The following is a 13,562-nucleotide window of genomic DNA, read 5'->3' on the forward strand; positions in this document are numbered from 1 at the left end:
TCGCCGGCCAAGGTTGTCCGCGCTGACCAGCGTCGATCCAGCCGCCCTTTTCTTCTTCCCCCATTCCTGGGAGTTTTCGCCGTGTCCACAGAAAGCCGCACGGAAATCAGTCGAGAGCCGCTGAAGTTCGCCTACTGGGTGCCGAACGTCAGCGGCGGTCTCGTGACGAGCACGATCGAGCAGCGCACCGACTGGACCTACGACTACAACCGCAGGCTCGCGGTCCTCGCCGAGGACAACGGGTTCGAGTACGCCCTGTCCCAGGTGCGGTACATGGCCAGCTACGGCGCCGCGTACCAGCAGGAGTCCACCAGCTTCAGCCTCGCGCTGCTGCTGGCCACCCAGCGGCTCAAGGTGATCGCCGCCGTCCACCCCGGGCTGTGGCACCCCGCGGTGCTGGCGAAGCTGATCGCCACCGCCGACCACCTCTCCGGCGGCCGTGCCGCGGTCAACGTGGTGAGCGGGTGGTTCAAGGGCGAGTTCACCGCGCTGGGCGAACCCTGGTTGGAGCACGACGAGCGGTACCGCCGGTCCGAGGAGTTCATCCGGGTCCTGCGCGCGAGCTGGACCGAGGACGACGCGCAGTTCGCGGGCGACTTCTACCGGCTGCGCGGGTACGACCTCAAGCCGAAGCCGCTGACCGCGCCGGGCCGGCCGCACCCGGAGATCTTCCAGGGCGGCAACTCCACGGCGGCCCGCGCCATGGCGGGCCGGGTCTCGGACTGGTACTTCAGCAACGGCAAGGACTTCGAGGGGATCAGCGAGCAGATCGCCGAGGTGGACCGCACCGCGTCGGCCCACGGGCGGACCGTCCGGTTCGGGCTCAACGCCTTCCTCATCGCCCGCGACACCGAGGCGGAGGCGCGCGACACGCTCCGCGAGATCGTGGCGAAGGCCGATGTCGAGGCCGTGCACGGGTTCCGGGACGCGGTCCGGCAGGCGGGCGGTTCCGCGCCGGACCGCAAGGGCATGTGGGCGGACTCGGGCTTCGAGGACCTCGTGCAGTACAACGACGGGTTCCGCAGCAAGCTCATCGGCACCCCCGAGCAGATCGCGCACCGGATCGTCGAGTACAAGCGGCGCGGGGTGGACCTGCTGCTGCTCGGTTTCCTGCACTACCTGGAAGAGGTCGAGTACTTCGGCCGTCACGTGCTGCCCATCGTCCGCGAGCTGGAGGCCGACCTGGCCACCGGCGCCGGCACCCCGGAACCCGTGGGAGTGACCCGATGACCACCACCGAGAACACCACCGACTGGGCCGGGAAGCCCGCGGACTCCGCCGACTGGGTCGCGCGGGCGGCCGAGGTCGCCGCGATCCTGGCCTCCGACGCCGTCGAGCGCGACCGCGCGGGCAAGACCCCGCACGCCGAGATCGGACTGCTCAAGGACGCCGGGCTGGTGACGCTGCTCGGTCCGGCCGAGCACGGCGGCGGCGGGCAGGACTGGACCACCGCTTACCGGGTGATCCGCGAGATCGCCTCGGGCGACGGCTCGATCGGCCAGCTCATCGGCTACCACTACCTGTGGGCGTGGGCGGCGCGGTTGGTCGGCACGCCGGAGCAGATCGCGGCCGTGGAAGAGCAGGCGACCCGCGAGCGCTGGTTCTACGGCGGCGCGGTGAACCCGAGGGACAACGACCTCGTCATCACCGAGGACGGCGACGAGCTGGTGTTCAACGGCCGCAAGTCGTTCTCCACCGGCGGCAAGGTCTCCGACGTCACGGTGCTGGAGGGCGTCCTGGCCGGGACGGACAAGCACATCTTCGCGATCGTGCCGTCCGCCCAGGAGGGGATCGTCTTCAACGACGACTGGGACAACCTCGGCCAGCGGCTCACCGAGAGCGGCAGCGTCGAGATCCGCGACGTGCGGGTGCCGTGGGCGCAGGCCGCGGGGTACGTCGACAAGGAGTTCCGGCCCAGGACCTACAACACGCTCAACGTGCCGCTGATCCAGTTGGTGTTCACCAACTTCTACCTCGGCATCGCCCGCGGCGCGCTGAGCACGGCGACCGCGTACACCCGCGACCGGACCCGGCCGTGGCCCTACGGCGGCGACAACAAGGAGTCCGCGACCGAGGAGTTCTACGTCCTCGACACCTACGGCGACCTCCAGGCGAAGCTGTGGGCCGCGGAAGCCCTCGCGGAACGGGCCGCCGAGGCGATCGAGCGGATCAACGCGCACGCCGACGCGGTGACCCCGGAGGAACGCGGCCACGCGGCCGTGCTCATCGCGGCGGCCAAGCAGCGGGCCGTCGACACCGGCCTGGAGATCGGCACGAAGGTGTTCGAGGTGACCGGGGCCAGGGCGAGCGCGAACTCCGTCGGCCTGGACATCTTCTGGCGCAACATCCGCACGCACAGCCTGCACGACCCGGTGGCGTACAAGCGGGTGGAGGTCGGGCGGTACGCGCTGCTCGGCGAGGTGCCCGAGCCCACCTGGTACACCTGACCGACCGCCGGGCCTCGGCCCCCGTCACCACACCGGAGGACGCCATGACCGGACTGGTCGGATCACCACGCGCGACCGCGGTGATCCGTGACGGGGCCGAGGCGCTCGCGGCGGCCGACCGGCTGGCCGCCCGGTTCGCCGAACGCGCGGCCGAGCGCGACGCGCACCGGCTGCTGCCCACCGGGGAGCTGGCCGAGCTGTCGGCGAGCGGCCTGCTCGGCATCACCGTGCCGCGCGAGCACGGAGGCGCGGACGTCGGCACGGCCGTCGTCGCGGAGGTGTTCCGGCGGCTCGCGACCGCCGACCCGAACATCGCCCAGATCCCGCAGAGCCACGTCGTCTACGTGAACGTGCTGCGCCACCAGGGCACGCCGGAGCAGCGGCGGTTCTTCTTCGCCGAGGTGCTCGCGGGCAGGCGGTTCGGCAACGCGCAGTCCGAGGCGGGCACCAGGAACGTCCAGGAGCACCGGACGCGGCTGCTGCCCCACCCCGACGGCGGGTTCGTGCTCGACGGGCTCAAGCACTACTCGACGGGTGCGTTGTTCGCCCACTGGATCCCGGTGCTCGCCCGGGACGCCGACGACCGGGTCGTGGTCGCCTACGTGCCGGCCGACGCGCCGGGGCTGACCGTGGTGGACGACTGGGACGGCATGGGGCAGCGCACCACGGCGAGCGGCTCGGTGCGCCTGGACGGCGTGCGGGTGCCCGCCGACCGGGTCGTGCCGCACCACCTGACGTTCACCGGCCCGCAGCTCTACGGCGCGCAGGCGCAGGTCCTGCACGCCGCCATCGACGTGGGCATCGCGCGTGGCGCGTTGACCGAGGCGGCGGCGTTCGTCCGGACCAGGAGCAGGCCGTGGTTCGAGGCCGGTGTCGACCGGGCCGAGGACGACCCGCTGACCGTGCAGCGGTTCGGCGAGCTGGAGATCTCGGTGCGCGCGGCGGAGGCGCTGCTCGCCGAGGCCGGCCGGGCGGTCGACGACGCGGCGGCGCGGTTCGCCGAGGGCGGGCCGGAGGCGTCGCCGGCCGAGCACGCGGCCTCGGCGTCCATCGCCGTCGCCACCGCGAAGGCGTTCGCCGACCGGACGGCCGTCGACGTGACGAGCGCGCTGTTCGAGGTGTCGGGCACCCGGTCCGCGCTGGACCGGCTCAACCTGCACCGCCACTGGCGCAACGCCCGCACCCACACGTTGCACGACCCGGTGCGCTGGAAGGTCCAGCACATCGGCCGCTACGCGTTGACCGGGGCGCCGCCGCCCCGGCACGGCCTGATCTGAACCGGAGGCCCGCCTTGTCCTCGATCCTCGTCCTGTCCGGCAGCCCGTCGGCCACCTCGCGCACCGCGGCGCTGGCCGAGCACGTCGCCGCCCGGCTGCGCGTCGACGGCCACACCGCCGACACCGTCCGGGTGCGCGACCTGCCGGCCCGTCCGCTGCAACTCGGCGACGCCACCGACCCCGCCATCGCCGCCGTCGTGTCGGCCGTCGCCGAGGCCGACGGGGTCGTGGTGGCGTCCCCGGTGTTCAAGGCCGCCTACAGCGGGCTGCTCAAGCTGCTGCTCGACCTGCTGCCGCAGTTCGCGTTGAAGGGCAAGGTGGTGCTGCCGCTCGTGACCGGCGGCAGCAGCGCCCACGTGCTCGCGATCGACTACGCGTTGCGGCCGGTGCTGTCCTCGCTGGGCGCGGACCACGTCGTGCCGGGCTGGTTCGTGCTGGACCGGCACGTCGAGGCGCTGGACGACGACGTGCGGCTGCACCCCGACGCCGCGGGCCAGTTCTACCCGGTGGTGGACGCGTTCTCCGCCGCCGTGCGCGCCCGTTCGCTCGTGCCCTCCTCCTGACCCGGAAGGTCGTCATGACCCTGACGTTCCACTGGTTCCTGCCGACGTACGGGGACAGCCGCTACCTCGTCGGCGGTGGCCACGGCACCGACATCACCGCGGCCGGTGGCGACCGGCCGGCCACCATCTCCTACCTCGCCGAGATCGCCCGCGCCGCCGAGCAGCTGGGCTTCGTCGGCGCGCTCACCCCCACCGGCGCGTGGTGCGAGGACGCCTGGCTCACCACCGCGATGGTGGCGCGCGAGTCGGAACGCCTCAAGTTCCTGGTGGCGTTCCGGCCCGGTCTGGTGTCCCCCACGCTGGCGGCGCAGATGGCGGCCACGTTCCAGCGGCACTCCAGGGGCAGGCTGCTGCTCAACGTGGTGACCGGCGGCGAGGACCGCGAGCAGCGCGCGTACGGCGACCACCTCGGCAAGGACGAGCGCTACGAGCGCACCGACGAGTTCCTGACGGTGACCCGCGCCTTGTGGCGCGGCGAGCGCGTCACCCTGGACGGCAAGCACGTCCAAGTGGTCGACGCGGCCTTGTCGCGGGTGCCCGACCCGGTGCCGGACATCTACTTCGGCGGGTCCTCCCCCGCCGCCGGCCGGGTCGCCGCCCGCCAGGTCGACGTGTACCTGACCTGGGGCGAGCCGCCGGCACAGGTGGCGGAGAAGGTCGCCTGGGTGCGGGCCGAGGCGGCGGCGGCCGGCCGTGCGCTCCGGTTCGGCATCCGGCTGCACGTGATCAGCCGCGACACCTCCGCGCAGGCGTGGGCCGAGGCCGACCGGCTGCTGGCCGCGCTGGACCCGCGGGTCATCGCCTCGGTGCAGGACGGCCTGGCGCGCAGCGGGTCGGTCGGCCAGCGGCGGATGCGCGAGCTGCACGGCGGGCGCACCGACCGGCTGGAGGTGTCGCCCAACCTGTGGGCGGGCGTCGGCCTGGTCCGGGGCGGTGCGGGCACCGCCCTGGTGGGCAGCCACGTCGAGGTGGCCGAGCGGATCGAGGAGTACCACGCGCTGGGCATCGACGAGTTCGTGCTGTCCGGCCACCCGCACCTGGAGGAGGCGTACTGGTTCGGCGAGGGCGTGCTGCCGCTGCTGCGCGCCAAGGGGTTGTGGAACCACCCGGTCGCACCACCGGAGACGGCGCCGGCCGGGATCCCGTTCGCACCTTCCCGGTGACCCCGCGGGCCGGCCCTCCACCGGCCCGCCCGGCAGTCATCGGCTGGATCGCGTCCACACAGGACACCTGAAGGTGCCGGTGCGGACCACCTCGACGGCCACGTGTACCGGGCTCGGCGTGCGGGTCGACCTCCTATGACGATGCCCTGCTCGCAACGCCGTCGGCAGCTCCGCCTCCGCGGGCAGCCGGCGGCGTTTCCGGCGTTGTGCCGGGTGGTCGGGTGCGCCGCGTTGCCGAAGGCCCTGCGCGCCGGCGGGAGCGGATGCCGGCGGGGAGACCGCCGGTGGCGGAACGTCCAGGGATTCCCTAGATCATCCGCAAGATAAAGTGACGCACGTCACACCTTACGGGGTGCAAACCCGATGACGTTCGCGACCCGGCGCAAGTTGCACCATACGGGTCGGCACCGGCCCGCGACAACCGGCGGCGCATCACCGAGGCGTAAACGCCGCATGACGGAAGTCGTGATTACACATCGGATGGAGCAACCCGCCGTGACGGTCGGTGAAACTGCATTTTTCATTGATTTGTGGCATTGTGAGCCCAGTCGTTGAAGGCGCTCATCCGGGGAGAGCTGGTCACGTTGACGACTTGGGGGCAATCCGTTTCCGGACCGCCGCGGCCGCGCGCTCCGCGGGTTGAGCTGATTCCGTGATCCCACTACCCCTCATGGCGTCGCGCGATGAGACCGAAAGGTTTCCCGCGAGCCGGCGCCGACAATCTCGGGCACCGGGCCGAACCGGGGCGGGAGGGCGCCCGGCGGTTGTCGGCGAGGTGGGCGGGCCTCCTCGGGGGAGAGCCACGACCACGGGCTGAAGTGCCCGTCCCGCACGAGGGCAGGCCGCAGACCTGTGCGATCGAGCACGGGTCGTACTACTGGGTGGACGTGCTACTGGGTGGACGTGGGCGGTCGGATCCGGCACGAGCGGGGGGACGCCGGGTGCCGACTCGCTCCACCGTGCATTGGAGGAATCGTTGGAGACCCGTCATCTTCTCGCCTTCACCACCGTCGCGCAGACGGGCAGCTTCACGAAGGCCGCCGAACTGCTCAAATGTTCGCAGCCCACGGTCACCGCGAGGATCAAAACGCTCGAAGACGTGCTCGGCGCCCAGGTGTTCCGACGGTTGCGCCAGGGCATACAGCTGACCCGGGCCGGCGCCGAACTACTTCCCCTCGCCGCCGACATCATCAAGCTCACGGACAAAGCGTTAAAAGTGAATTCGGTGGACGACGAGCCCAAGGGCAACGTGCTCATCGGCACCACCCAGAGTCTCACCGAGTACCGGTTGTTCCCCCTGGTGGAGTACGTCCACTGGCGGCACCCGGAAATCCGGCTGTCGCTGCGCTCCCGCGACACGCCGGGCAACCTGGCGGCGGTGCGCGACGGCACCCTCGACTGCGCGTTCTTCACCGACGAGGTCGAGCACCGGGACGAGCTCGACATCACGGTGCTGTGCGAGGAGCCGCTGGTCCTGGTCACGGGCCCCCACCACCCGCTGGCCCGCCGGTCGACCGTCACCGACGCCGACCTGCGCGGCGCGACCCTGATCAAGGCGGAGAGCGGGGGCGCCTACCACGACCGGCTGGTCCAGCTGCTCGACCTGACCGGGGCGGAGCACCGCTCGTCGGTGCTGGCGCTCGACTCCGTCGACGTGGCCAAGCGGGCCGCGGCGTCCGGCCTGGGCGTCGCGCTGCTGCCCTCGGTCACCGTGCGGTCGGAGATCGGCGAGGGCAGGCTGCACTGCTTGCCGTGGTCCTTCCCGTTCCCCGTCTACACGCAACTGGCCTGCCGGCGCGGTCGCACGCCGAACGCCGCCCTCGACGCGCTGACCGCGGCCGCGACGCGGGTGGTGAGCGAACAGGTGGCCGAGCCCGCTTAGTCGGTGGCCGAGTGGGTGCCCGACGGCGGCCGGAACGCGGTGAGGTCTCCGGTGAACGGGTCCGCGACCAGGCGAACCCGGCACCGGAGACCTCGTGACCGGCGTGGCGGCACGTCGCGCGCCCCAGCAGCCCCGCCGGTCCGGAGGTCCTCCCCGCTGCGGGACCCCCGGACCGCGACCGCCGTCCTCGCACCGGCGCTCAGCACCGGTGCTGCTCCCCTGCCCGCAGCACGAGCGCCGGGTGCTCCCCGCTGGCCGACCAGACGACCCGGCCGATCACCAGCGTGTGGTCGTGCACCTCCAAGGCGTCCTCGATCACGCAGCCGACGCTCGCGACCGCGTCGGGCAGCACGGGCACGTCGCCGCGCAGCACGTGCCGCACCCCGTCGAACCGGCGGGCCGGGTCGCCCACGGCGAACCGCCGGCACAGCTCCCGCTGCTCCCACGCCAGCGCGTTGACCGCGAACGCGCCCGCGGCGCGGATGTGCGCCAACGTCCGGCTGCCGCTGTGCAGCGACACCACCACGCTCGACGGCTCCAGCGACAACGACAGCACCGCGTTCGCCGTGCACCCCACCGGTCCCCCGGGGCTGCGCGTGGTGACCACGGTGACGAACGTCGGCAGTTGGGCCATGGCCCGCCGGAAGGCCTCCGCGTCGACCACCTCGACCGACGTCACCGGGCCACCCGCTCGCTCAGCAGCGCGAACAGCGCGTTGCGGTCGGTCTTGCCGTTCCGGTTGAGCGGCAGCTCGTCCAGGACGGTCACGCCCCGCGGCACCATGTAGCCGGGCAGCCGTTCGCGCAAGGCGGTCAGCAGCGCCTCCTCGTCCAGGTCGCCCCCGGTGCACACCGCCTCCAGGTCGAGTTCGCCGTCACCACCGGGCACCGCCACCACGACCGCGCCCAGCACGCCCGGCTGGTCGCGCAGCGCGGCCTCCACCTCGCCCAGCTCGATCCGGTACCCGCGCACCTTCACCTGGTGGTCGAGCCGGCCCAGGTGCACCAGCAGGCCGTCCTCCCGGCGGACCCGGTCACCGGTGCGGTACCAGTGCTCCTCGGTCAACGGCCCGGCGCCGTCGTAGCCGACCGCCACCCCGCCGTCGAACGACAGGAACCGCCCGGCGTTCTCGGCCGGGTCGAGGTAGCCGGGGAACCGCTGCGGCCCGCGCAGGCACAGCTCGCCCTCGTCGGCGGGGCGGCCGTGCTCGTCCAGCACGACGTGCTCCAGGTGCGGGTACGCCGTGCCGATCGGCACCGTGCCGTTCGCCGGTCGCGGCCAGTCGGCCGGGTCGACGGGCAACGTGTACTCGGTGCAGGTGATCGTCAGCTCGGTGGGCCCGTAGAAGTTCTCCACCCGGCTGCCGGGGGCCGCCGCCCGCCACGCCTCGGCCTGCGGCAGGGTCAGCGCCTCGCCGGCGAACAGGCTCCAGCGCAGGGTCGGCATGCTGCCCGGCTTGAGCGCCCGCAGCCGCTGGGCGAAGGAGATCACCGACGGCACCGAGCACCAGTGCGTGATCCGCCTGGCGTTGACGAACCTGACCGGCGCCAGCACCTCGTTGCGCGTGGGCACCACCAGGGTCGCGCCGGAACCCCAGGCGACGAACATGTCGAAGACCGAGACGTCGAAGGTGGTGTCGAAGGTCTGCGACACGCGGCTGCCGGGTCCGACCTCGTACCGGGGGATCACGTGCTCCAGGTAGGCCGACGCGTTGCGGTGCCGGATCGGGACGCCCTTGGGCGTGCCGGTCGAGCCGGAGGTGAACAGCACGTAGGCCAGGTCGTCCGGCTCCGGCGTGCGCGGCCGGAGGCCCTCGGCCGACGCGGGCGCCTCGTCGCCCTCGCGCAGCACCCGGTCCAGCCGGGCGGACGCGGCGATGGTGTCGTTGCGGGCGGCCGGGAACTCCGGGTTGAGGGGCACCACCGTGCTGCCCAGCCGCTGCACCGCCAGGTAACCGGCGTAGGTCAGGGTGCTGCGCGCGGCCAGCAGGCCGACCCGCGCGTGCGGGCCGCGCGCCAGCCCCGCGGCGATCCGGTCGGCCAGCTCCGCCAGCTCGGCGTAGGTCAGCCGCTCGTCGCCGACCTCCAGCGCGACGTGGTCGCCGTACCTGGCGGCCGACGCCGCGAACCACTCGTACAACGTCCTGCTCATCCGTTCCGCCTCTCCACCGCGATGACTTCCTCGAAGGCCCGGACCACCAGGGCCGGGCGGGGGCGCCCGCGCTCGGCGGACTGCACCGCGAAGCGCACCGCCTTGGGCAGCTCCGCCCACGCCGCCACCGCCACCGGGTCGTCGGCGTGCTTGAACTGGTGGTGCCGGCCGGCCGCCCACAGGTCCTCGGCGTGGCGGCCCAGCACCGCCGGATCGCCGACGACGTGCTCGACCAGGTGCCGCAGGGCGGGTTCGGTGCCCGTCACCCACTGGCCGGCCGGGGGCAGCGGTGGCGGGACGTCCCGCCGGGACAGCCACCGGTAGCGGCCCGGCGCCGGCACCGCGACCGGCACGCCGAGCGCGTGCACGTCGCGGTTGTGCACCTCGGGGCGCAGCGGCGGCAGCGGCGCGAGCAGCTCCCGCAGCGCGTCGTCGTCGAACCAGCCCCGGTAGGGGCGCTGCTCGCCGTGCGGCAGCAGCGCCTCGAAGCCGTCGACGACCAGCCAGCGCCCGTCGTCGTGGTCGGTCACCAGCACCCAGTGCGGCACGTCCTGGTCGGCCGGCGGCGCCCACGGCAGGTTCCGGGTGTTGGCCACGGCCAGGGCGCGCCCGACGTCGGCCAGTTCCTCGCGCAGGCCCGCCGCCGCGCCGGGCCAGTCCTCGGCCGACCGGTAGCCCAGCCGCGGGTCCACCGGCGCGTGGTGGGTGAACGCCACCTCGCCCGGCCGGTCGACGCGCACCGAGAGGGTGACCGCCTCGGCGAACCGCCGGTCGACGTCCGGTTGTTCCGGGCGCAGGCAGTCGATCAGGTTGGTCGTGTAGCAGCTCAGCATGTCCACTCCTCGAACGCGCAGCTCAACGGCACGTCCACGACGTCGCGCAGGACGACCCACCGGAAGTGCCGCCACCGGCCGGAGACCGGGCGCGCCGGGACGTCGATCGCCCACGGCCGCCCGGCCAGACCGGTGCCCTCGGCCTTGACGCACGCCTCCTGCACCGTCCACACCCGGGCGAGCTCCACGGCCCGCTCGGTTTCCGGCAGCCGGTCCAGCTCGGCCGCCCGTTCGCGCAGGCAGCGGCGCACGACTCCCGCCGACAGCTCGACCGGCGGTCGCTGGAGGTCGACGCCCACGGCACGGCGCAGCGCCACGGCCACCGCGACCGCGCCGCCGTCGTGCGACACGCTCACCCCGACCCCCGGCACGCCCGCCAGGACCGGCTTGCCGCCGCCGGTAGGGGTCACCTCGGCGTCCCGCGCCCACGGGGCGACCGCCGCGAGCAGGTCCCGCAGGACGCCGCGGCCCGCGAGGAACTCCCGCGCCCGCCACGGCGGCATCCCGACCGCCGCGCGGGCGTCGGCCGGGTGCGGCGGACCGGTGTGGCCCCCGGCGACCCGCACCCACACGTCCTCGTGCACCCGGACGTCCACGGCACCGGTCATCACGGGCCCAGGCTCAAAGGCCCCGACTTCACCGGATCTGGCCTCCGCGGTCCTGGCCTCCGTCGATCCGGCTGCCACCATTCCGGTCCTCACGGCACCGACTCCCAGTCGGCCAGCTCCGCGAGCAGCCGGTCCGCCTGGTCCGCGACGCCGCCCAGCACCACCTCCGTCACCCCGCCGCCGACCCCGAAGACCCCGGCCTCCGCGCGCAGCAGGTGCGGCCCACCGGCGGTGAACCCCTCCGCGCCGTGCAGGTGGGCGCACTCCGCGAGCACCCGGTCCACGGTCAGGCCCACCGACGCCTTCAGCAGCGCGCCGGCCGTGCCGTCGTGGTCCACGGCGATCCGCCCGGCCAGGCCCTGGGCCAGCGCGCGCAGCTGGTGCACCTCGACCAGGCCGGTCGCGAACCGCTGACGCACGCCGTCGAGCTGCCACAGCCCGTCGCGGGCGGTCAACGACCGCTTGGCCGCGTCGAGCGCCCGCCGGCACAGGGTGACCGCCCACAGCGCGCCGGCGAGGCGTTCGACGGCGATGTGCCGCGCGAAGCCGGCCAGCCCCCGGCCCGGCCTGCCCACCAGGTGGTCGGCGGGCACCCGCACGTCGTCGAACCGGACGTGCCCGACGCCGCTGCCCGCGAACAGGTCGGTGTCGGCGGGCCGCGCGGTCACGCCGGGCGCGTCGGCGGGCACCAGCACCCACGAGAAGTTCGTGAAGTGCGGTCCCGGTCGACGCCGGGCGAGCACCAGCAGCCAGGTCGCGTGGGTCGCGTTGGTGATCCACCGCTTCGCGCCGCGCACCACCAGCTCGTCGCCCTCGGCGCGGACCTCGGTGGCCAGGGACGTGAGGTCCGAGCCCGCTGCCTCGTCCGTGGCGGCCAGCGCGGTGGTGGCGGAGCCGTCGAGCGTCCGCCCCAGCGCCTCCGCCACGGCCGGACCCGACCCGACGCCCTCCGCGAGCAGCGGCAGCACGGTGGCCAGCTGCACGCACGCGGCCAGCGTCACGCCGTTGAGCCCGCGCGCGTCCAGCGCGGCGAGCAGCGCGCCCAACCGCCCGGGGTCGACGCCGTGCTCCGGTCGCCCGTCCCGATACGACCGGGCGAGCACGCCCGCCTTGCCCAGGGCCGCCCAGCAGGCCGTCGCGTCGGGCACCGGGGGCACGGCGGCCAGGACGCCCCGCACCCGCTCGGCGAAACCGGTCCCGGTCGGCTGCTCAGGCAAAGCGCACCTCCGGGTCCAGCAGGGCGAGCCTCCCGTCCGCCAGGTACAGCCGGTCGTTGCTGTAGTTGAGCGCCGCCGAGCGAAGGTCGCGCAACGCGCGTTCCAGCCCGGTCGGCGAGTCGCGCAGGTAGCCGTGCCGCAGCCCCACGGCCTCGACCAGCTCGTCGACCGCCGCGTGGCACTCCTCGGCCGCGGTGATCTTCAGCTCGTTGAGCAGGAGCTGGACGCGCGGCCGGGACAGGTCGTCCGCACCCGCCACCACGGCCTCGGTGCGCCACAGCAGCGCGTTGACCACCTCCAGCCGCTGACGCGCCCTGGCGAGACGGGTCAGCAGCAGCTCGGAACCCAGGTTCAGCGATCCGCGCGTGGACGGGTCGCGCAGCAACCCGAGCACCCGCGACAACGCGCCGCTCGCGGTGCCCAGCCAGCACGCCGACCAGCCCAGGTGGGCCAGGGGACCGAACGTGCGGGTGACGATGTCGTGGAAGCCGCCGTGCTCGCCGACCACCTGGTGGCCGGGCACCCGGCCGCGCAGCCGCAGCGCGCCGCTGTGGCTGGCCCTCATGCCCAGCGGCTGCCACTCCCCGGACGGGGTGACCTCCAGCTGGTCCCGCCCGGCGTAGACGAGCGAGACCTGGTTCGGCGAGGTCGCGTTCGGGCCGAGCATCGTCACCAGGAAGCCGTCGGCGTGCGCGCCACCGGTGACGATCGGGGCGAACCGGTCCACCACCAGCTCGCCGTCGTCGTCGCGCAGCTCCGCCCGCGCCGTCAGCAGGTGACCGCCCTTGCCCGCCTCGGTGGTCACCGACGCCAGGTACAGCTTCCCCTGGGCGATGGCGGGCAGCAGCTCGCCGCGCAGCCGGTCGCCGGCGTGGCGCACGACCGCGGCGACCTGCTGGCAGTGCATCGCGAAGATCATGGCCGCGGACATGTCCTCCCGGCCCAGCCGCGTGCTGACCGCCAGCACGTCGGCGACCGAGCCGCCGAGACCGCCGTGCTCGGCAGGCACCAGCAGGCCGAGCAGCCCGGTGGCACGCATCTCGTCCAGCGCCCGCACCGGGAACGCGGCGTCGGCGTCGGTCCGCCCGGCGTGCTCGGCGACCACGGCGGCGACGGCGTCCGCCGACTCGGCGAGGTTCGGCGCGGTGGTGGTCACGCCGCACCGACCTGGTTCTCCGTCGCGGCGGAGACGGCCCGCCACAGGTTGCCGGCGGTGGCGAACGTCGTGTCGGTGAGGTCCTCGTCGGGCAGTGACACGCCGAGCTCGTCCTCGATGGCGAACAGCAGCTCGATGGACTGCATGGAGTCCAGCCCCAGGTCGCGCAGCGGGGTCTCGGGGGTCAGCTCGCGGTCGCCGCGCGCGGGCAGGAAGCGGGTCAGCAGTGCGGTGAAGCGCTCGTCCATGGCGTAGTGGTCCTTTC

13 protein-coding genes are annotated in these 13,562 nt (G+C 73.7%); 6 read left to right on the forward strand and 7 right to left on the reverse strand.

Features of this window, described 5'->3' with window-relative positions; all coding sequences use genetic code 11:
• Positions 1–81 precede the first annotated feature (81 nt).
• The 6 genes from sfnG (at position 82) to ACQPYE_RS21575 (ending at position 7,332) form a co-directional block, all read left to right on the forward strand.
• On the forward strand, positions 82–1,230 hold the full coding sequence (sfnG, locus tag ACQPYE_RS21550; RefSeq protein ID WP_498713845.1) for a dimethylsulfone monooxygenase SfnG: 1,149 nt from the start codon (positions 82–84) through the stop codon (positions 1,228–1,230).
• Entirely contained in the window at positions 1,227–2,447 is a 1,221-nt protein-coding gene (locus ACQPYE_RS21555; protein WP_498713847.1) for an acyl-CoA dehydrogenase family protein, read from the forward strand. The genes sfnG and ACQPYE_RS21555 overlap by 4 nt, the downstream gene beginning before the upstream one ends.
• 44 nt (positions 2,448–2,491) lie before the next feature.
• Complete coding sequence (locus ACQPYE_RS21560) at positions 2,492–3,724, forward strand: SfnB family sulfur acquisition oxidoreductase (RefSeq protein WP_498713849.1); 1,233 nt, start codon at positions 2,492–2,494, stop codon at positions 3,722–3,724.
• Between the two features lie 14 nt (positions 3,725–3,738).
• The gene (gene ssuE, locus ACQPYE_RS21565; RefSeq protein WP_498713850.1) at positions 3,739–4,287 is read left to right on the forward strand and encodes an NADPH-dependent FMN reductase; all 549 of its coding nucleotides are present in this window, start codon (positions 3,739–3,741) and stop codon (positions 4,285–4,287) included.
• A 14-nt stretch (positions 4,288–4,301) separates the two neighbouring features.
• The gene (locus ACQPYE_RS21570) at positions 4,302–5,450 is read left to right on the forward strand and encodes an LLM class flavin-dependent oxidoreductase (RefSeq protein ID WP_498713852.1); all 1,149 of its coding nucleotides are present in this window, start codon (positions 4,302–4,304) and stop codon (positions 5,448–5,450) included.
• A 976-nt stretch (positions 5,451–6,426) separates the two neighbouring features.
• Positions 6,427–7,332: a LysR family transcriptional regulator gene (locus ACQPYE_RS21575; protein ID WP_498713854.1), complete on the forward strand. Its 906-nt coding sequence runs from the start codon at positions 6,427–6,429 to the stop codon at positions 7,330–7,332.
• 199 nt (positions 7,333–7,531) lie between these two features.
• On the opposite strand, the gene ACQPYE_RS21580 is transcribed toward ACQPYE_RS21575, so the two are convergent.
• The 7 genes from ACQPYE_RS21580 to ACQPYE_RS21610 all read right to left on the reverse strand — a co-directional run bounded on the left by ACQPYE_RS21580 (position 7,532) and on the right by ACQPYE_RS21610 (position 13,545).
• Entirely contained in the window at positions 7,532–8,011 is a 480-nt protein-coding gene (locus ACQPYE_RS21580) for a flavin reductase family protein (protein ID WP_498713856.1), read from the reverse strand.
• Positions 8,008–9,483 (reverse strand): amino acid adenylation domain-containing protein, encoded by a 1,476-nt coding sequence (locus tag ACQPYE_RS21585; RefSeq protein WP_498713858.1) that lies wholly within the window; start codon positions 9,481–9,483, stop codon positions 8,008–8,010. Before ACQPYE_RS21585 ends, ACQPYE_RS21580 begins: the two co-directional genes overlap by 4 nt.
• On the reverse strand, positions 9,480–10,316 hold the full coding sequence (locus ACQPYE_RS21590) for a hypothetical protein (RefSeq protein ID WP_498713860.1): 837 nt from the start codon (positions 10,314–10,316) through the stop codon (positions 9,480–9,482). Before ACQPYE_RS21590 ends, ACQPYE_RS21585 begins: the two co-directional genes overlap by 4 nt.
• A complete protein-coding gene (locus ACQPYE_RS21595) occupies positions 10,310–10,924 on the reverse strand; it encodes a 4'-phosphopantetheinyl transferase family protein (protein ID WP_498722959.1) in 615 nt (204 codons plus the stop codon). Before ACQPYE_RS21595 ends, ACQPYE_RS21590 begins: the two co-directional genes overlap by 7 nt.
• Before the next feature lie 89 nt (positions 10,925–11,013).
• Positions 11,014–12,141 carry an acyl-CoA dehydrogenase family protein gene (locus ACQPYE_RS21600; protein WP_498713861.1) on the reverse strand — a complete coding sequence of 376 codons (1,128 nt, stop codon included), beginning with the start codon at positions 12,139–12,141 and terminating at the stop codon, positions 11,014–11,016.
• Positions 12,134–13,297, reverse strand: a complete 1,164-nt coding sequence (locus ACQPYE_RS21605) for an acyl-CoA dehydrogenase family protein (protein ID WP_498713863.1) — start codon at positions 13,295–13,297, stop codon at positions 12,134–12,136. The genes ACQPYE_RS21600 and ACQPYE_RS21605 overlap by 8 nt, the downstream gene beginning before the upstream one ends.
• Positions 13,294–13,545, reverse strand: coding sequence for an acyl carrier protein (locus ACQPYE_RS21610; protein WP_498713865.1), 252 nt, complete (start codon positions 13,543–13,545; stop codon positions 13,294–13,296). The genes ACQPYE_RS21605 and ACQPYE_RS21610 overlap by 4 nt, the downstream gene beginning before the upstream one ends.
• Positions 13,546–13,562 lie beyond the last annotated feature (17 nt).

Source organism: Actinosynnema sp. CA-299493, from assembly GCF_050946825.1.
Classification (GTDB): domain Bacteria; phylum Actinomycetota; class Actinomycetes; order Mycobacteriales; family Pseudonocardiaceae; genus Actinosynnema.